Source organism: Pseudomonas sp. GW821-FHT09C09 (assembly GCF_059418105.1).
The window spans coordinates 70,288-88,269 of record NZ_JBWKPF010000002.1; the positions used below are offsets into that span (position 1 = coordinate 70,288).

The 17,982-nt window shown below is 61.3% G+C and carries 15 protein-coding genes; 9 read left to right on the plus strand and 6 right to left on the minus strand.

From position 1 onward, the window contains the following. Positions 1-25: 25 nt before the first annotated feature. Positions 26-1,336, minus strand: a complete 1,311-nt coding sequence (locus tag AC07NR_RS05395; protein WP_495077991.1) for an MFS transporter — start codon at positions 1,334-1,336, stop codon at positions 26-28. 367 nt (positions 1,337-1,703) lie between these two features. Between AC07NR_RS05395 and yddG the strand changes: the two genes are divergently transcribed. Then, positions 1,704-2,603 (plus strand): aromatic amino acid DMT transporter YddG, encoded by a 900-nt coding sequence (yddG, locus tag AC07NR_RS05400; RefSeq protein ID WP_495077992.1) that lies wholly within the window; start codon positions 1,704-1,706, stop codon positions 2,601-2,603. 28 nt (positions 2,604-2,631) lie between these two features. On the opposite strand, the gene AC07NR_RS05405 is transcribed toward yddG, so the two are convergent. The 3 genes from AC07NR_RS05405 to AC07NR_RS05415 all read right to left on the minus strand — a co-directional run bounded on the left by AC07NR_RS05405 (position 2,632) and on the right by AC07NR_RS05415 (position 6,394). Continuing rightward, positions 2,632-3,867 (minus strand): aromatic ring-hydroxylating oxygenase subunit alpha, encoded by a 1,236-nt coding sequence (locus tag AC07NR_RS05405; RefSeq protein WP_495077993.1) that lies wholly within the window; start codon positions 3,865-3,867, stop codon positions 2,632-2,634. A 103-nt stretch (positions 3,868-3,970) separates the two neighbouring features. Beyond that, positions 3,971-5,311: an MmgE/PrpD family protein gene (locus AC07NR_RS05410; protein WP_495077994.1), complete on the minus strand. Its 1,341-nt coding sequence runs from the start codon at positions 5,309-5,311 to the stop codon at positions 3,971-3,973. 123 nt (positions 5,312-5,434) lie between these two features. Further along, on the minus strand, positions 5,435-6,394 hold the full coding sequence (locus AC07NR_RS05415; RefSeq protein ID WP_248741376.1) for a LysR family transcriptional regulator: 960 nt from the start codon (positions 6,392-6,394) through the stop codon (positions 5,435-5,437). Between the two features lie 366 nt (positions 6,395-6,760). Here AC07NR_RS05415 and AC07NR_RS05420 point away from each other — a divergent pair, with 366 nt between their 5' ends. From AC07NR_RS05420 to AC07NR_RS05455, 8 genes are all read left to right on the plus strand, one after another. Then, on the plus strand, positions 6,761-7,795 hold the full coding sequence (locus AC07NR_RS05420; RefSeq protein ID WP_248741155.1) for a quaternary amine ABC transporter ATP-binding protein: 1,035 nt from the start codon (positions 6,761-6,763) through the stop codon (positions 7,793-7,795). Between the two features lie 54 nt (positions 7,796-7,849). Beyond that, positions 7,850-8,803 carry a glycine betaine/L-proline ABC transporter permease ProW gene (gene proW / locus AC07NR_RS05425; protein WP_085708380.1) on the plus strand — a complete coding sequence of 318 codons (954 nt, stop codon included), beginning with the start codon at positions 7,850-7,852 and terminating at the stop codon, positions 8,801-8,803. Positions 8,804-8,845: 42 nt separating this feature from the next. Beyond that, positions 8,846-9,868: a glycine betaine/L-proline ABC transporter substrate-binding protein ProX gene (gene proX / locus AC07NR_RS05430; RefSeq protein WP_248741154.1), complete on the plus strand. Its 1,023-nt coding sequence runs from the start codon at positions 8,846-8,848 to the stop codon at positions 9,866-9,868. 165 nt (positions 9,869-10,033) lie between these two features. Continuing rightward, positions 10,034-11,350, plus strand: a complete 1,317-nt coding sequence (locus tag AC07NR_RS05435) for an NAD(P)/FAD-dependent oxidoreductase (RefSeq protein ID WP_495077995.1) — start codon at positions 10,034-10,036, stop codon at positions 11,348-11,350. Positions 11,351-11,413: 63 nt separating this feature from the next. Further along, a complete protein-coding gene (locus AC07NR_RS05440) occupies positions 11,414-12,742 on the plus strand; it encodes an MFS transporter (protein WP_495077996.1) in 1,329 nt (442 codons plus the stop codon). A 66-nt stretch (positions 12,743-12,808) separates the two neighbouring features. Then, complete coding sequence (locus AC07NR_RS05445; protein WP_248741151.1) at positions 12,809-13,711, plus strand: dihydrodipicolinate synthase family protein; 903 nt, start codon at positions 12,809-12,811, stop codon at positions 13,709-13,711. A gap of 1 nt (position 13,712) precedes the next feature. Then, a complete protein-coding gene (locus AC07NR_RS05450; RefSeq protein WP_495077997.1) occupies positions 13,713-15,203 on the plus strand; it encodes an aldehyde dehydrogenase in 1,491 nt (496 codons plus the stop codon). Between the two features lie 127 nt (positions 15,204-15,330). Further along, complete coding sequence (locus tag AC07NR_RS05455) at positions 15,331-16,356, plus strand: GlxA family transcriptional regulator (protein WP_495077998.1); 1,026 nt, start codon at positions 15,331-15,333, stop codon at positions 16,354-16,356. Between the two features lie 22 nt (positions 16,357-16,378). Here AC07NR_RS05455 and AC07NR_RS05460 read toward each other — a convergent pair whose 3' ends face one another. Next, positions 16,379-17,440, minus strand: a complete 1,062-nt coding sequence (locus AC07NR_RS05460; RefSeq protein WP_423205566.1) for an alpha/beta fold hydrolase — start codon at positions 17,438-17,440, stop codon at positions 16,379-16,381. Positions 17,441-17,660: 220 nt separating this feature from the next. Then, positions 17,661-17,855 carry a PLDc N-terminal domain-containing protein gene (locus AC07NR_RS05465; RefSeq protein ID WP_085708371.1) on the minus strand — a complete coding sequence of 65 codons (195 nt, stop codon included), beginning with the start codon at positions 17,853-17,855 and terminating at the stop codon, positions 17,661-17,663. Positions 17,856-17,982 lie beyond the last annotated feature (127 nt).

Consider the following 17,982-nt stretch of genomic DNA (forward strand, 5'->3'; position numbering starts at 1 on the left):
CGGTTTTTTTATGCCCGCCAGAAACTCAACTGGCTTCGTAGCGCGATCCCGTTGGCGGCGCCGCTTCGCCACTCAACGCATCGACCATCGGCGGGTGCTCCTGCGCGGCCTGACGCAGATCCTCGGTCACCCGCAGCTCTGCACCGGTCGGCGAAAAGGTCGCTGCCGCCGCAAACGGCGCCGGGTTGGCCGGCACCGGACGCTTGCCGCGACGCCAGAAGAAGAACGTCACCATGGCCAGGTTGACCAGGGCGAAAGCCCAGAACAGGCCGGTTTCGCCGTGGGCGTTCATCGCCGGCGAAATCAGCAGCGGGCTCATCGCCGAGCCCAGCGAGTTGATCAGCAACATGCCCTGAATCATCGGCACCAGGGTTTCGACCGGCGCACGGTCGGCAGCATGGCTGACCGCCACCGGGTACAGCGCGAACACGCCGCCGCCCAGCAGGAACAGCATCGCCGCGAGCATGGCCGAGGACAGCGGCACCAGCACGATCACCAGCGACAGCACGGTGCACGCGGCGCACAGCACGGTCAGCACTTGCAGACGATCCTTGCGGTCGGACCAGCGCCCGACCGGGTATTGCAGGAGCATCGCGCCGAGGACCGTCCAGGCCATCATGCTGCCGACTTCGCCGACGTTCAGGCCGATGCGTTGCAGGTACAACGGCAGCAGGGTGTAGATCGCGGCGATAGTCACGCCGGAACCGAAGCAGCCGACCAGTCCGGTAGGCGATACGCCGAGCAAGGCCCGTGGTTTGAGAGGTTCGACCTGTTCCAGCAACGGCGAAACGCGCGGCAGGATCACGATCGGCAGCACCGACAATGTCGCCAGCATGCCGGCGACCATGAACGGAGCGGTGTCGCCCAGCCCGGTGATTCTCCCCAAAAACGCCTGACCCAGCACCCCGGCGCCGTAGAGGACGATCATGTACAGCGCCAGCAGGCGGCCGCGAATCTTCGCGTCACCGGCCAGCAGCAGCCAGCTCTCGATCACCAGAAACACGCCGACCGTGGCCCAGCCGTTGATCAGGCGCAGGACGACCCAGCCCCAGGTGTCATAAAACAGCCCTTGCAGCAGGATGGTCGCGGCGATCAGCGAGGCGAAGCTGCTATAGGCACGGATGTGGCCGATGCGCAGGATCAGCCGGTCGTTGAAAATCGCGCCCAAGGTCAGGCCGATGAAATAAGCCGAGGACACGATGCCGATCATCGTCGCCGATTCGCCGGCCGCGCCCAGGCGCAGGGTGGTCAAAGAAGACAGAAAGCCGTTGCCCAGGGCAACAATGAATAGCCCGAGCAGGGGCGCCAGCGCCATGGCCAGCAAACGCGGTGTCATAAAAACCTCAAGTGATCGAACAGCGGAACGTGCGCCTCTGCGCATGCGAGTGCCAAGCCGAAGTGTGTTGAAGACAAACGACCGCCGAACGGGCAGGACGATTGGGCCTGGCGCACTTTATGAAAGTGGCCGGCTGTTCAAACCTGAGGGTTGTCATGGCTGCGGGCAGGCGCCGGTCGGGCGGCTGCAAGAGGAGGCGCGATTTTAAGCCTTGTGCGGCGTTTGCCAAGGTGCCGGGCCTGCGACGTTGGGACGCAGGCCGAATCGATAACCCCAGCGCATTCATTGCCCGGATGAAAAGTTGCTGTATCGATCCGGTTTCCCTCGTTAGCCTGTGCGGTCGAATCGCGATATTGATCCAGAGGCAATGATGCAGATAAGAGGCGAGCGTGCCGCCACGGCGTGCGGGTTGTTGGCGATTGTGTTGTGGAGCACCGCCGCCGGGTTGATCAGGGGCGTCAGTGAACATTTCGGCCCTCTGGGCGGGGCGGCGATGATTTACACCCTGGGGGCGATCCTGCTGGTGATGTTTCTCGGGCGGCCGCGTCTTCGTTCCACGTCAACACTGTATCTCCTGCTCGGCAGTGGGTTGTTCGTTGCCTATGAGGTGTGCCTGTCTTTGGCGCTGGGTTTTGCCAGTGACCGGCAACAGTCCATCGAACTGGGCGTGGTCAATTACCTGTGGCCGTGCCTGACCGTGGTGCTGGCGATCTTCATGAACGGGCAGAAGACCCGCTGGTTCATCGTTCCCGGCAGTGCGCTCGCGCTGTTTGGCATTCTCTGGGTGGTCAGCGGCCAGGGCCTGTCGTTGCCGGGGATCATCGCCAACGTCAATTCCAACCCGCTGAGTTACAGCCTGGCGCTGGCTTGTGCGATCACGTTTGCGCTGTATTGCAACGTCACGCGCCGCTACGCCAACGGGCAGAGTCTGGTGGTGCTGTTTTTCGTGCTGACGGCCATTGTGCTGTGGGTGAAGTGGGGCTTCAGCAATGAACATATTTCCACCTTCACCCTGGGCAACTCCCTGGAACTGATCGCTACCGGCATCGCCATGGCCGGCGGTTATGCGCTGTGGAACATCGGCATCCTGCGCGGCAATCTGACCTTGCTGGCCACCGCGTCCTACGGCGCACCGGTCCTGTCGTCGGCGTTCGCCGCGCTGTGGCTGGGGGTCAGTTTGCAGATGCAGTTCTGGCAGGGCGCGGTGCTGGTGACCGTGGGGTCGCTGATCTGTTGGCAGGCGACGCGGCAACGCCAGATCTCCTGAAAAAAACCGGCGCTGCCGCGAATGCCAATCAGCCTACGGACTTCAACGGAACCGGCCCCTTGAGCCGGTCCATCATCGTGGCGCAGTACCAGTCATCGAACTGACAGACGCCGGTTTCCGCCGTTTCCGAGTAGGGCCCCGGTTCATAGGACGGGGACGTCACGCCGCGCTGGGTGCCTTCGACCAGCGTGCGGTCCTGATCGTTGGTGGCGACCCAGACTTTGGTCAGGCGTTCGAGGTCGTAGTCCATGCCTTCCACCGCCGAGTCCGGCACCAGCCATTTGGTGGTGACCATGGTTTGCGTGGCGCTGATCGGCAGCACCCGGAAGCTCAGCGCGTGGTCGCCTAGGAAGTGATTCCAGGTGGACGGGTAATGAAAGTAGAGCAGGGCGCCGATGTCCGGCTCGGCGGTTTTGTCCAGACGCCCGTTCACCGCAGGCTTGCCGTCCATGGTGTAGCTGACGGCCCCGGACGACAGCGGAATGCGGGTCATGCGGTACTGGCCGTTGATGTCCATCACCAGACGGCTCGGCAATCCGGCCTTCTCGCAGGTGTTCCAGTAGGCCGTCAGGTGCGGATCATCCTCGCCGCCGGCGCCGCCCACGGACGGGTTGTCGACGTAGGATTTCAGCAGTTCGGGGTGGGAGCCGTCGCAGTGGTAGCACTCGCGGTTGTTCTCGAACACCAGTTTCCAGTTGCCTTGCTCAATGATGGTCGACTCGAACGCCACTTTGCAGTGGTCCAGATAATGCGGGGCAATGAACGGGCTGACGGCCTTGCGAAAGCCTTCGAAGTCCGGTGCCCTGGTGGCGACGCAGACATAGATGTAGCTGTGCACGATCTCACAATGCACGGACTTGAGGTTGTATTGGGCCTTGTCGAAATCCTGGCCCATATTGCCGGCGAACAGCAGGTTGCCGTCCAGCTCGTAGGTCCACTTGTGATAGGGGCAGACCATCTTCGCGACCTTGCCGTGCTCGTGTTCGCAGATCTTGGCGCCGCGATGGCGGCAGGCGTTGTGAAACGCCCGGACTTCGCCATCCTTGCCACGCACCACGGCGACCGGGTAATCGCCGATCTGCAGGGTGAAGTACTGGCCGGGTTTGGAAATTTCGAAGGTGTGCCCGGCGAAGATCCAGTCCTTGTACCAGATCTGTTCAAGGTCCTGGCGATAGACGTTTTCATCCTGGTAGAGGGCGCCCGGTAGGGAGTGCCAGGGTTTGCGCTGGGCGATCAGGTCAGCCACGGTGTCTTTATTGTTCATTGTTATCCTCGTCATGCGCGTAGGGCCGGAACGGGTTCCAGCCTATCTGTGCCGGGAAAGCCGTCACAAACGACATTTCCTGCGGGCAATCGATGCGTTGAGGTTATGGGTGAACCCGTTCGAAGATCGGCTCAAGCGTGGCGATGGCCGACGCAGATTGGCCCAGATTGCGAATCGCCTGTTTCACCGCGAGGCTGCTTTCGTGGCCGAGGCTTGAGGCGAACAGGTCGAATTTCTGCTCCAGTTCTTCCCGGCTCAGGGCCGTTTCGGGATCGCCGCGCGCGGCGGTGATCGGGCTGACGAGCACGTTGCCGTTTTTCAGGGTGACGGAAACCCGCGAGAGGATTTCATTGGGGAACCGCGCGGAAATATCGGCGGCTTCGACGATCTCGATGCGTGCGCTTAAGGCGCGAATGTCGGCGGCGTGGATGGATTCGCCGGTGACTTCGTCCGGCCCGAGTTTGCCCCTGACGATCAGCGCCGCCAGCGGAAAGGCCAGGGCGTATTGCGCCTGATCGGCATCCGCCGGGGTGTGGCCTTGAAGGCACATCGACTCGTAGAAGGTCTCGACGCGGATGGTCTCGATGCCGTCAGCGTTGAGCGCAGGATGATCCTGTTGCAGTTGCAGCATCGCGGTCAGCGCCGGTTGCGCCCAGCGGCACACGGGCCAGGGTTTGAAATACTGACTGTCGATCTCCCAGCGCTGACCGAGGTCGAGCCAGTGTTCGGCCACCGAAGCATCCTCGACGGTTTCCGCCGGCGCACCGGTCACGCCTTCCCTGGCCATCAGCAGCGCATTCAATCCGACAAAGGCGCCGCTGCCATGGGCGTCACGCAACATGGTGGGAAACGCGATCAGGCGCATCATCGGGCAACGGGCGCTGAAGTACTCGGCAATGCCCAAGGCATGGCGGAACGTCGGCTCGTCAAAACCGAGCAGCCGGGCACCGGCGCAGACCACGCCAATCGCCGAAAAGCCGCCGGACGCGTGATAAGTCGGGGAGGTCGCCATCAGCGCCGTTCCGGCGCGGAGCCCGGTTTCATAACCGAGGCACAGCGCGCTCAACAGCTCATGCCCGCTGACGTTTTTGCCCTGATGATGCAAGGCATCGGCGAGGGCGATCAGGGCCGGCACCACGGTTGCGCCGGCGTGCCCCTTGGATCGGAAGTGACCTTCGTGGGCATCGAGGCTGTCGGCGGAAAAGCCGCCGGCCCAACCCGCGCCCAGCAGGTTCACGCGTTGACCGTCGAACAGCAGACGGCTGCCGAACTCGCCGGCGGGGTAGTGGACAACGGCAAAACGGCGCAGCGCCACACTGGTGTCATTGGACGCGGCACCGGCCATGACGCCGACGATATCCAGCAGGCTGTTCTGCAGGATCTCCCGGGTTTTGGCCGGGGCCTGGAGGAAATCAAAGTCGCGGCAGAATTCGTAGAGTGACATTCAACAATTCCTTCCTGTGAGAGTAACCGGCCAGATCCCGGCCGGCGCTGCTCCACAATGAGTCAGGAAGGTTGTGCGGCTCCAACGACATTTTCGTCGGGCAATTGATAACCAAATCGATGGCTAGCGCCGGGGAAACTTCGACAGGATCCACTCGCGAAACCGCCGTAGCGCGTCTTCGTTGTCGGCGTTCTCGCGGCAGCTCAGGTAGTGCCAGCTGTTGCGCAGCTGGACTTCCTGCTCGATCGGGCGCACCAGCAAACCGCGCTGCAACAGCGGCGCAACCAGATGATTCCAGCCCAGCGCGATGCCCTGATGGGTCAGCACCATGCTGATCAGCAGGTTGTAGTCGTTGGCATTGAAGATCTGCGGGCTGGTCGCCGGGCGGTCGTCGATGTCGATGGACTGAAACGCCAGCCACACGCCCCAGTCGACATGCTCGGCGACTTGCGAGCGACCATAGGGGCTGAGGTTGAGCAGGGCCGAATCACGCACGCCCTCGATGGTCGAGATTTCCGGGTGCTGCTCCAGATACTGCGGGGTACACACCGGGTAGATCAGGTCGTGACACAACGGGTAGCTGCGATAGCCCTCGCGGATGCGCGAAATCTTGGTGATGAACACGTCGGGCTGCACGCCCGGTTCCATGGTCAGGAAGTTCTGGGTGGTGATCAGGTTCAGCTCGATGCCTTCGCTCTGGGCGAAGAACTCCGGCAGATGATTCGACAGCCACAGCGCCGAGAACGCCGGGGAGCAACAGATGGTCAGCACCTTCTTGACCGACTGACTGCTGCGGATGCGCTCGGCGGCCTGGGCGATGTTCACGAACGACAGCTGAGCGGCGTCGAAAAACAGCGCACCTGCCGAAGTAAGCTCTACGGCCCGCCCGACGCGGGTGAACAACTGCGCCCCCAGGTAGCTTTCCAGTTCGCGGATCTGCCGGCTGATCGCGGCTTGGGAAACGCACAATGCTTCGGCAGCACGGGTAAAACTCTGGTACTTGGCGGCTGCGACAAATGCCTTTACGGCCCGCAAGGACGGCATCTTCAGCAAGATGGTGTCTGGGTCGACATGCTTGGTCATTTGTACGGCCTCCTCACGATACGGCTCCCGGGCGAAGCGCGACGAGGGTAGCCCAAGCCTGCGCGCAGGGATACGCCGGCGTCGCAGCAAGGATAGTCGCGGTCGCTGGCAGGCGATGCCGGCTGCCAGCGGCGGATGCCGGCCTGATCGATAACCCGACGTTATCAACATGCCCCTGTAAATGTCGTTGGATTAAGCAGGGGGATGCTAATAAATTTGAAACGTCCCTCGTTCCTGGGGTCCCAAAAATAATAAAAGGAAACCCGTCGTGACGACTTATAACTATTACCGCTGCCGCTCTAAAACCGTTTCGCTCGATTGCATATTGTTTGAATTTGAATATGCACAACGCGATGGAGGCAAGGTATGACTCGCTCCGACGAAATAATTTGCGTGAAGAATGTTTATAAAGTCTTCGGCACTCAGCCAGCACTGGCCATGAAGTTGATCGAAGAGGGCGCCTCGAAAGCCGAAGTCTTCAAAAAGACCGGCCAGGCCATCGGTGTATTCGATGCCAACTTCTCGGTCAAGCGAGGCGAGATCTTTGTCATCATGGGGTTGTCCGGCTCGGGCAAATCGACCATGGTCCGACTGTTCAATCGCCTGATCGAACCGACCTCCGGCAGCATCTTTCTGAATGGCCGGGAAATCACCGGACTGGGCGACAAGGACCTGTTGCAAGTGCGCCGCAAAGACATGGGCATGGTCTTCCAGTCGTTTGCCTTGATGCCGCACATGAGCGTCATCGACAACGTCAGCTTCGGCCTGGAAATCAGCGGAGTCGGCGAAAAGGAACGCTACTGCCGGGCCATGGGCGCCCTTGAGCAGGTCGGGCTTTCCGGGCAGGAAATGTGCTTCCCTCATCAGCTCTCCGGCGGCATGCAACAGCGGGTTGGCCTGGCCCGGGCGCTGGCCAATGACCCGGCCATCCTGCTGATGGACGAAGCGTTCTCCGCCCTCGATCCGATGATCCGCAGCGAGATGCAGGGCGAGCTGATCAAGCTTCAGGCCGAGCAGGATCGCACCATCATTTTCATCTCCCACGACATTGAAGAAGCCGTGCGCATCGGCCATCGCATCGCGATCATGGAAGGTGGGCGGGTGGTGCAGATCGGTACGCCCCGTGAGCTGCTGTGCAACCCGGTGAACCAATATGTCCGGGACTTCTTCAACGGTTTCGATACCAGCCGGATATTGCGCGCCGGCGATATCGCACAAGCCGATTCCGGCATTGTTTATGAACCGGGTCGTCAAACTCCGATAAAGGCTGATGCTTCCTTGCGCGAGATCTTTCATCTTGTTGCAGCATCTTCAACACCAATGCCGGTAGTTGATGAAGTTGGACTTTATAAAGGGTCGATCTCGCAAGGGCATCTATTAAGTTGCCTGGGCAATAGCTGAGATCCTGTTTTAAAAAAAGAATGGTCACGCAGTCCGCAAGTGCGAGGTAGTGTCATGTCTGACTTTAACTTTCTGGATCCCTTCCAGAGTTTGAATATCCCCCTGGGGTCGTGGGTTGAAACCGCCCTCAAATATCTGGTGCATAACTTCCGGGATGTCTTCCGCTCGATTCGCTGGCCGGTCGATCAAGTGCTCGACGGCGTCCAGTGGGGGCTGCTTTCGCTGCCGCCGACGGTTTTCATCATCATCGCCGGGCTGATCAGCTGGCAGATCGGCGGCAAACGCATTGCGATCTTCAGCGTGGCGACCTTGACCGGGCTCGGGCTGATCGGCGTGTGGAACGACGCGATGGTCACCCTGGCGCTGGTGCTGACCTCGCTGTTGTTCTGCGCGGTGATCGGCATTCCGCTGGGCATCCTGTGTGCCCGCAGCGACCGCACGGAAATGATCATCCGCCCGGTGCTCGACGCCATGCAGACCCTGCCGGCATTCGTGTACCTGGTGCCGGTGGTGATGTTGTTCGGCATCGGCAACGTGCCCGGTGTGATCGTCACGATCATCTTCTCCGTCGCGCCGCTGGTGCGCCTGACCAACCTCGGCATCCGTCAGGTGCCGGCGGACAAGGTCGAGGCGGCGCGGGCCTTTGGCTGCACACCGATGCAGATGCTGATGAAGGTTCAACTGCCGCTGGCCGCGCCGACCATGATGGCCGGCTTGAACCAGACCTTGATGCTGTCGCTGTCGATGGTGGTGGTCGCCTCGATGATCTCGGTCGGCGGGCTGGGGCTGATGGTGCTCAGCGGCATCGGTCGCCTCGACATGGGCCTGGCCAGCGTCGGCGGAGCAGGGCTGGTGTTGCTGGCGGTGTTCCTCGATCGCCTGACCCAGGCCATGGGTGAACGCAGCAGCGATCTGGCCACCGGACAGCGCTGGTATGAGAGCGGGCCGGTCGGCCTGGTCATGAAGTTGAAGAAAAAGAAGAACGTTGCTCGTGCGGTCATTAACTGAACCTTTCTGCTCACCGATTAAAACTCCAAAGCGTGGTGAAACATGAAACTGGCAAATCTCAAGAAAAGCGTCGTGGCAGGTGTGGTTGCTTCCTTGCTGGGCACGGTGCTGTGTTCGGCAGCCTATGCGGCCGATGCCAACAAACCCGGCGCCGGTGTGTCGATCACGCCGATTTTCCCGACCATCGCCGAAGAGCGCTTTCGCGGTGAAGTGGTGATCGCCGGGCTCAAGGAACTGGGCTACGACGTCAAACAGCCGAAGGAAACCGATTACCCGGCGATGTTCCTCGCGCTGTCCTACGGCGACGCGGACTTCACCGTGCATGAGTGGGAGCACCTGCACGAAGCCTTTTACGAGAAGGCCGGTGGCGATGACGTGATGGTCAAGGTCGGGCAGATCATGAAAGGCGTGCTGCAGGGTTACCTGATCGACAAGAAAACCGCAGACGCCTATCACATCAAGGATCTGTCGGATCTAAAGAAACCGGAGATCGCCAAGCTGTTCGACAGCAACGGTGACGGCAAGGCCGACCTGACCGGTTGCAACCCGGGCTGGGGCTGCGAAGTGATGGTCGAACACCACATGAAGGCTTACGGCCTGGAACCGACCGTTGTCGACAACCGCGGCTCGTACTTCGCCTTGATGGCCGACACCATTGCCCGCTACCAGCAAGGCAAACCGGTGCTGTTCTTTACCTGGGTGCCGCAGTGGATTTCCAGCGTGCTGGTCGAAGGGCGCGACGTGGTCTGGCTACCGGTGCCTTACACCGATCTGCCTGACGGCAAGGAAAGCAAGGACACCTTCTACGAAGGCAAGAACCTCGGCTTCCCGGTGGACACGATCAATGCCGTCATGAACAAGGAATTCGCCGAGAAGAACCCGGTAGCCCGCAAGTTCCTCTCCGAAGTCAGCATCAGCACCGCCGACGAAAGTGCGCAGAACCTGAAGATGCAGAACGGCGAAAAGTCCCTGGCCGACATCAAGCGCCACGCTGCCGAATGGATCAAGGCCCACCAGCAAAGTTATGACGGCTGGCTGAGTGATGCGCGGGCGGCGGCCAAGTAAGCGGGTTTTTCGTTAGTTCGAGTGGCGGTTATCCCGTGGTGTAAAGCCGTCATTCAAACGCATTCATTTACGCAACTTTGATGGCTGTTTTCATTCAACGCGATTCCGCGCGTTCGCTTCGTGTCGGCTTCGATTTGTCATTTCAACAATAAACGGTTCAATACTATGAAAGTCAGTTCGCTGCCCGCCGATGATGACAGCTGTGGCTGGTTCCACCTGAGCCGGCCACGCAGCCCCGAGCCTGGCCATCGCGGCCACCGTTCGGCGCGTTGGGTGGTCGTCGGCGCCGGCTTCACCGGGCTGGCAGCGGCCCGCCAGCTCGCGCTGAACTTCCCCGACGATGAAGTGGTGCTGATCGAAGCGCAGGAAGTGGGGTTGGGGCCGTCCGGTCGCAATGCCGGTTTCGCAATCGATCTGCCCCACGACATCGGGGCCGAGGACTATATCGGTGATATCGACCTGGCCAGGATCAGTCTGAAGCTGAACCTGGAAGGCCAGTCGATCCTGCGCAATCTGGTCGATCAGTTCGGCATCGATTGCCAGATGAAAGCCTGCGGCAAGTATCAGGCCGCCGTGGAGGAACGTGGCATCGCGGTGCTGGAAGCTTATCGCCGGGGTCTCGACAAGCTCGGTCAGCCGTATCAGATGATCGAGACGGAAGAGCTGCCCGAACATCTGGGCACTCGTTTCTATCGCAAGGCGTTGTTCACCCCCGGCGCGGTGCTGGTTCAGCCGTCGGCGCTGGTCAAGGGACTGGCGGACAGTCTGCCGGCCAACGTCACCCTGTACGAACGCACGCCGATTCTGGAAGTGGAGTACGGCGCCAAAACCTTGCTCAAGCACGCTCACGGCAGCATCACCGCCGACAAACTGATCCTCGCCAACAACTCGTTCGGCATGCGCTTCGGTTTTCTGCAGGGCCGCATGTTGCCGATCTACACCTACGCCAGCATCACCCGCCCGCTGACCGACGAGGAGCAGGCGCGTCTGGGCGGCAAACCGTTCTGGGGCGCGATCCCCGCCGATCCGTTCGGCACCACGGTGCGGCGCACCCCCGACAACCGTTTGTTGATCCGCAACAGCTTCAGCTTCAACCCCGATGGCCGCAGCAACAGCAAATACAACGAGCGCTTCGTGCACCGTCACCGCGCCTCGTTCGATCAGCGCTTCCCGATGCTGCCGGGGGTGCAATTCGAATACACCTGGGGCGGGGCGCTGGCCATGTCGAGGAACCACAACGGCTTCTTCGGCGAACTGGCGCCGAACGTTTACGGCGCGCTGGGCTGCAATGGCCTGGGCGTCACCCGTGGCACGGTCACCGGCAAGTTGCTGGCCGACTGGTTGGCCGGGCAGCGCGACGGCTTGATCGATTTCCTGTTGCAGGCTCCGGGGCCGACGGGCAACCCGCCCGAACCGTTTCTGTCGCTGGGCGTGAACATGAACCTGAAGTGGGGGCAATACCGCGCCGGCCGCGAAAGTTGAATGCTCATGGCCCGCGATTCGCGATGAGCTGAAGTAACGATGCACTGAATACAAGGACAAGAAATGAACAACGTTGCTGTATCAATCGAGGACGTACCGCTCAATGGTTTTCATCGTCTGCTGACGATCCGTTCGGCCGGTGGTTCCTTTGTCGACGGGTATGTTCTGAGCATCATCGGTGTGGCGCTGGTGCATATGTCCAGGTCTCTGGCGCTGGACGATTTCTGGGAAGGCATGATTGCCGCCTCGGCGCTGATCGGCATTTTCTTCGGCGGTTTTCTCGGCGGCTGGCTGACCGATGTGTTGGGGCGCAAGCGTCTGCTGTTCGTCGGGCCGACCCTGTTCATCGTGGCGTCGCTGGCGCAGCTGTGGGTCGATTCGGCGTTGGCGCTGTTTGTGCTGCGGTTGCTGCTGGGAGTGGCGGTCGGCATCGAGTACCCGGTGGCGACCTCGCTGCTGGTCGAGTTCATGCCGCGCAAGTATCGCGGCCCGCGTCTGGCGACGCTGACGATCATGTGGTTCGCCGGGGCGGCGATGGCGTATGTGGTGGGCGAGCTGATGTTCAAGCTGTGGGGCTCCGATGCCTGGCGGCTGGTGCTGGCCAGCGCGGCGATCATCGGCGCGATGCTGTTTCTGGTGCGCATCGGCACACCTGAATCGCCGCGCTGGCTGTTGAGCAAGGGCCGCGCCGCCGAAGCCGAGGCGATCATCAAACAGGTCTATGGCAACGATTTCTCCCTGGCCAATCTTCCCGAGCACCGGGTGGGCGAAAAACTGACGATCTTCAATCTGCTGCACTCCGGCTACGGCAAGCGGATGCTGTTTGTCGTGGTGTTCTGGACCTGCTCGGTGGTGCCGCTATTTGCCGTGTATGCCTTTGCGCCGAAGGTGCTGGCCGCGCTGAATCTGCAGGGCGACTGGTCATCCCTGGGGTCGGTGGCGATTACCTTGTTCTTTGTCATCGGCTGCGTGATTTCGACCCGAATCATCAATCGCGTCGGCCGACGCAATCTGCTGATCTACAGCTTTCTCTGCTCCGGCCTTGCGCTGCTGGGGCTGGCCATCGGTCACGCCGGGCCCAACGCGCTGGTGCTCGCGTTCTTTGCCGTTTACGCCTTGTTCATCGGCGGCGCCCAGGTGCTGACGCTGGTGTACCCCAATGAACTGTTCCCCACGGAAATCCGCGCCTTCGCGGTCGGTGTCGGCACCTCACTGTCGCGCATCGGCGCGGCGGCGGGGACTTATCTGGTGCCGGTTTCCCTGAGCACGCTGGGCATCGCCCAGACCATGTACATCGCGGCGGCCGTCACCTTGGTCGGCCTGGTGCTGTCGTGGGTGCTCGCGCCGGAAACCCGCTCGCTCAACCTGCAACAGGCTGCCTCGCTGAATTGAACCTTGCCCGGGCCGTAGCGGCGTCGGGCCAACGAATTGAACACTGTAATCACTGGAGAAAACCCTATGAACTTTGACGGCATCTTTACCCCTGCCATTACGCCTTTGTCCGCCGATGGCCAGATCGATTACTCGGTCTTCGCCGAAGTGCTCGAGTATCTGATCGAGTCGCGGGTTCACGGCATCGTCATCGGTGGTTCGACCGGTGAGTACTACGCCCACACCACCGCTGAGCGGCTGAAAGTGGCCGAGCGCGCCAGGGAAGTGATCAATGGCCGCATTCCGCTGGTGATCGGCACTGGCGGGATCCGCACCGAAGATGCGGTGGCCTTCGCCGAGCATGCCAAGTCGATCGAGGCCGACGCGATTCTGGTGGGCTCACCGCCGTATGCCTTGCCGACGCAAAAGGAAATCGCCGCCCACGTGCTGGCCGTGGACAAGGCGGCCGGCCTGCCGATCATGCTCTACAACTATCCGACGCGGATGGGCGTAGCGATGGGCCCTGAGTTCTTCGAAGCGATTGCCGGTTGCAAGAACATCGTCGCGATCAAGGAAAGCTCCGGCGACACCGCCCAGTTGCACCGTCTGGCGCATTCGCACCCCTCGATCCAGCTGTCTTGCGGCTGGGACGACATGGCCCTGGAGTTCTTCGCCTGGGGCGCGCGCAGCTGGGTCTGTGCCGGTTCGAACTTCATTCCGGCCGAGCACATCGCGCTGTACGAAGCCTGCGTTCTGGAGAAGAACTTCGACAAGGGCCGGCGGATCATGTCGGCGCTGTTACCGCTGATGGACGTGCTGGAAAGCGGCAAGTTCGTTCAGTCGATCAAGCACGGCAGCGAGCTGGTCGGCCTGCGTGCCGGCGGCGTGCGCAAACCGATGCAAGCGCTGGATGCGTCCGAGAAGGAAGTGCTGGAAAGCGTGATCAAAACCCTGAAGCAGAATGTGGCGCGCATCGTCGCGGAGGTTTGAAATGGCCGATCTTCTGAGTCAAGCGCAATACCGCGAACTGGCGGCGAAGCTTGAATTTCGCAATCAGGCGTTCATCAACGGCGAGTTTCGCAGCGCGCTGTCCGGCAAGACGTTCACCACGACCAACCCGGCCACTGAAGCGGTGTTGACCGAGATTACCGCCTGCGGTGCCCAGGACGTGGACGTTGCTGTCGCCGCCGCCAAGGCTGCGTTCGAGGACGGGCGCTGGCAAGGGCTGGCGCCGTCGGCGCGCAAATCGGTGTTGCTGCGGTTCGCCCAATTGCTGGAAGACAACGCCCATGAACTGGCGGTTATCGAAAGTCTCGACAGCGGCAAACCGATCCGCGAATGCCAGAACATCGACGTGCCCGAAACGATTCACACCTTGCGCTGGCACGCCGAGCTGATCGACAAGATCTACGACTCGACCGCACCGACCGGTAACGGCGCGGTGACCATGGTCGTGCGCGAACCGATTGGCGTGGTCGGCCTGGTGTTGCCGTGGAATTTCCCGCTGCTGATGCTCGCGTGGAAGATCGGCCCGTCGCTGGCCGCCGGTTGCTCCATCGTGGTCAAACCGGCCAAGGAAACCACCCTGAGCACCTTGCGCGTGGCCGAGCTGGCGCATCAGGCCGGGATTCCCGCCGGTGTGTTCAACGTGGTGCCCGGCGGCGGCAAGGAAGCGGGCGAACCGCTGGGCCGTCATCCGGACGTCGCCATGGTCAGCTTCACCGGGTCCACCGACACCGGGCGGTTGTTCCTCAAGTATTCCAGCGAATCCAACCTGAAACGCATCGTGCTGGAGTGCGGCGGCAAGAACCCGGCGGTGGTGATGAACGATGTCGAAGACGTCGATCTGGTCGCTCAGCACGTGGTCAACGGCGCGTTCTGGAACATGGGCGAAAACTGCTCGGCTTCGTCGCGGCTGATCGTGCATTCGGACATCAAGGACGAATTGCTCAAACGCGTGCAGGTGCATCTGGCCGACTGGAAAATGGGCGATCCACTGGACCCGGAAAACCGTCTGGGCTCGATGATCAGCAAGGCGCATTTCGAGAAGGTCCGTTCGTACCTCGACCATGCCCGGGAGGAAAACCTTTCGGTGCTGGCGGGGGGCAACACGGCCGACAACATTTTCGTCGAGCCGACCATCGTCGATGGCGTCAACCGTGACAGTCGTCTGTTCCAGGAAGAAATCTTCGGCCCGGTGCTGAGCGTGACCACGTTCACTTCGGTCGACGAAGCGATCAGCCTGGCCAACGACACGGCTTATGGTCTGGCGGCCTCGGCCTACACCGGCAGCCTGCGCCATGCGCTGAAACTCTCGCGGGGCATTCGCGCCGGTATCGTCACCGTGAATTGCTTCGGCGAGGGCGATGCGTCGACGCCTTTCGGCGGCTACAAGGAGTCGGGTTTCGGTGGGCGTGACAAGTCGATCTGGGCCCATGACCAGTACACCGAGCTGAAAACCATCTGGATCGACGCTTCCTGATTCATCGCGGTTTTTCGCAGGTCTTTTTCGCCCCGATCGGCACGTTTGTACCGGTTGGGGCGAATTGCATTCATTCCCGAGTATTTTGCCGCCCCGGCGGTTAGCATGGCGGCATAACAAGTAACTGATGGACCGCATCTTGATCGAACGACGTCAATTCAGCGGTGGCATGAAGGGCAAGAACCTTCGCTACCTGAACGAGCCTTCCTCCGGGGCGGGGCGCATGACCCGCACGGGGTTCGTGCTGCTGGAGCATTTTTCCCTGCCGGCCTTCACCCAGGCGCTGGACACCCTTGTCACCGCCAATCTGCTGCGCCCCGGTCTGTTTTCCACACGCACCTTCGGCCTGAGCGACGGCGAAGTCATCAGCGATCTGGGACTGGTAATCCGTCCTGATTCACGACTGGATGCTGATGCGATACAGGAACTGGACCTGCTGGTGATCTGCGGCGGCTATCGCACGGAATTGAAGGCCAGCGACGAGTTCATCGGCCTGCTGAAGATGGCTGCCGAGGCCGGCGTGCTGTTGGCCGGGTTGTGGAACGGTTCGTGGTTTCTGGGCCGGGCAGGGGTGCTGGAAGGGTATCGCTGTGCGATTCACCCGGAGCATCGACCGGCGCTGGCGGAAATCTCCAAGGCCACCCAGGTCAGCAGCGAGCCCTATGTGATCGACCGTGATCGGCTGACCGCTTCGAGTCCGTCCGGCGCCTTCCACATGGCGCTGGACTGGATCAAGAGCCTGCACGACAAGGCGCTGGTCGAGGGCATCGAAGACATTCTGGCGTTCGAGGAATCGCGCTACCGGCGGATCAAACCGACCGAGAACATCAGCGTCAGCGCGCCGTTGCGCGAAGTGGTGAAGCTGATGGACGCCAACCTCGAAGAGCCGCTGGAGCTGGAACAACTGGCAGTGTACGCCGGGCGTTCCCGGCGTCAGTTGGAGCGACTGTTCAAGGAACAACTGGGCACTACACCACAGCGTTATTACATGGAACTGCGCATCACCGAGGCCCGGCGTCTGCTGCAGCACACCGAGCTGTCCCAGGTGGATGTGCTGGTGGCTTGCGGGTTCGTCTCGCCGAGCCATTTCAGCAAGTGCTATAGCGCCTATTTCGGTTATCGGCCGTCCAAGGAAAAACGGCTCGTCAAATGACGAGCCGTTTTCAGGTACATCTTCAGAGGTGATCGGCGTCGATGATTGCCTTGGCGAAGGTCTGCGGACTTTCCTGCGGCAGGTTGTGACCGATGCCGCCGTTGATCAGACGGAACTCGTACTTGCCGGTGAAGCGTTTGGCGTAATCCTCGGGCGCCGGGTGTGGCGCGCCGTTGGCATCGCCTTCCAGGGTGATGGTCGGCACGCTGATCGATGGCGCGGTGGCGAGTTTCTGCTCCAGCGCTTCGTACTGGCTTTCACCCTGCACCAGGCCCAGACGCCAGCGGTAGTTGAACACGGTGATGGCGACGTGATCCGGGTTTTCCAGGGCCTTGGCGCTGCGGTCGAACGTGGCGTCGTCCAGCGCCCATTTTGGTGAGGCGGTCTGCCAGATCAGCTTGGCAAAATCGTGGGTGTTCTTGGCGTAGCCGGCCGCACCACGGTCGGTGGCGAAGTAGAACTGATACCACCATTGCAGTTCGGCCTTGGGCGGCAGCGGATTCTTGCCGGCGGCCTGATTGCCGATCAGGTAACCGCTGACCGACACCAGCGCTTTCACTCGCTCCGGCCACAGCGCCGAGACGATATCCGCCGAACGTGCGCCCCAGTCGTAGCCGCCGAGTACGGCAGTTTTGATCTTCAGCGCATCCATGAAATCGATGACGTCACTGGCGAGTGCCGCAGGCTGGCCGTTGCGCACGGTCTTGTCGGACAGGAAATGCGTGTCGCCATAACCCCGGGCGTACGGCATCAGCACGCGATAACCCTTGGCCGCCAGAATCGGTGCGACTTCGTCGTAGCTGTGAATGTCGTAGGGCCAGCCGTGCAGCAGAATCACCACCGGACCATCGGCCGGGCCGGTTTCGGCGTAGGCCACATCCAGCACGCCAGCTTTCACATGTTTCAACGCGCCGAAGGGCAGGTCGGCGCTTACCGTGGCTGCTACGGTCTTGACCGGCTCCGGCGCCGCCGACTGAGCGTTGGCGTACGCGCCGAATTGCATCAGGGCGGTGGCGAGAATCGACAGGCCCAGCAGGCGACGACGGGTGTTGCCGGTGGCGGTGGTGTGCAGTGCAGGTTTCATGGTCAGGCTCCTTTGCAATCGACGGGGATGGGGTTCTGGGTGAACCCTTCTGAACTGGAGCCCAGTAAAACCTGCCGGTGTATCCGTGCTGTTTCGGTTTTGCTCCCGAGTTGATGGTGTGTGTATCCGCAGGCATCCCGTACACAGTGCGATACAAATCCGCCGCCCATGAAAAAGCCCCGAATGATCGGGGCCTGGTTGTGTCGCGCTTTTGGCAGATTCATGCCTGGGTAATGTGTTTCGGTCCGGCCAGGGCCCAGGCGATCAGTCCCAGTAACGGTACAAACACGATCAGTACGATCCAGACGCCCTTGTTGCTCGATTTCCCTTCGCTCTTGCGCACCCGGTTGATTGCCCACAGTTCCACGAGCAAAAGAATGATGGCCAGTACGATCCACGTGGTTTCGATTTGCATGAGCTACCTCCTGATGGTCATTCGGTTAGGCGGGCGGTGAAACCGAGGGTTCATTTAATTTGCGTCGCGCCTGCGTCGCGCCTGCGTCGGTCAACCTGCACAAATCTTCTAAACGCTTCGACGTGAA

Excerpts from the sequence above, each read along its gene's own strand:
- AC07NR_RS05420 (WP_248741155.1), top strand. The coding sequence starts at position 6,761 with ATGACTCGCTCCGACGAAATAATTTGCGTGAAGAATGTTTATAAAGTC.
- AC07NR_RS05415 (WP_248741376.1), bottom strand. The coding sequence starts at position 6,394 with ATGACCAAGCATGTCGACCCAGACACCATCTTGCTGAAGATGCCGTCC.
- AC07NR_RS05465 (WP_085708371.1), bottom strand. The coding sequence starts at position 17,855 with ATGCAAATCGAAACCACGTGGATCGTACTGGCCATCATTCTTTTGCTC.
- AC07NR_RS05455 (WP_495077998.1), top strand. The coding sequence starts at position 15,331 with ATGGACCGCATCTTGATCGAACGACGTCAATTCAGCGGTGGCATGAAG.
- AC07NR_RS05445 (WP_248741151.1), top strand. The coding sequence starts at position 12,809 with ATGAACTTTGACGGCATCTTTACCCCTGCCATTACGCCTTTGTCCGCC.
- AC07NR_RS05405 (WP_495077993.1), bottom strand. The coding sequence starts at position 3,867 with ATGAACAATAAAGACACCGTGGCTGACCTGATCGCCCAGCGCAAACCC.
- yddG (WP_495077992.1), top strand. The coding sequence starts at position 1,704 with ATGATGCAGATAAGAGGCGAGCGTGCCGCCACGGCGTGCGGGTTGTTG.
- proW (WP_085708380.1), top strand. The coding sequence starts at position 7,850 with ATGTCTGACTTTAACTTTCTGGATCCCTTCCAGAGTTTGAATATCCCC.
- proX (WP_248741154.1), top strand. The coding sequence starts at position 8,846 with ATGAAACTGGCAAATCTCAAGAAAAGCGTCGTGGCAGGTGTGGTTGCT.
- AC07NR_RS05395 (WP_495077991.1), bottom strand. The coding sequence starts at position 1,336 with ATGACACCGCGTTTGCTGGCCATGGCGCTGGCGCCCCTGCTCGGGCTA.
- AC07NR_RS05460 (WP_423205566.1), bottom strand. The coding sequence starts at position 17,440 with ATGAAACCTGCACTGCACACCACCGCCACCGGCAACACCCGTCGTCGC.
- AC07NR_RS05450 (WP_495077997.1), top strand. The coding sequence starts at position 13,713 with ATGGCCGATCTTCTGAGTCAAGCGCAATACCGCGAACTGGCGGCGAAG.
- AC07NR_RS05435 (WP_495077995.1), top strand. The coding sequence starts at position 10,034 with ATGAAAGTCAGTTCGCTGCCCGCCGATGATGACAGCTGTGGCTGGTTC.
- AC07NR_RS05440 (WP_495077996.1), top strand. The coding sequence starts at position 11,414 with ATGAACAACGTTGCTGTATCAATCGAGGACGTACCGCTCAATGGTTTT.
- AC07NR_RS05410 (WP_495077994.1), bottom strand. The coding sequence starts at position 5,311 with ATGTCACTCTACGAATTCTGCCGCGACTTTGATTTCCTCCAGGCCCCG.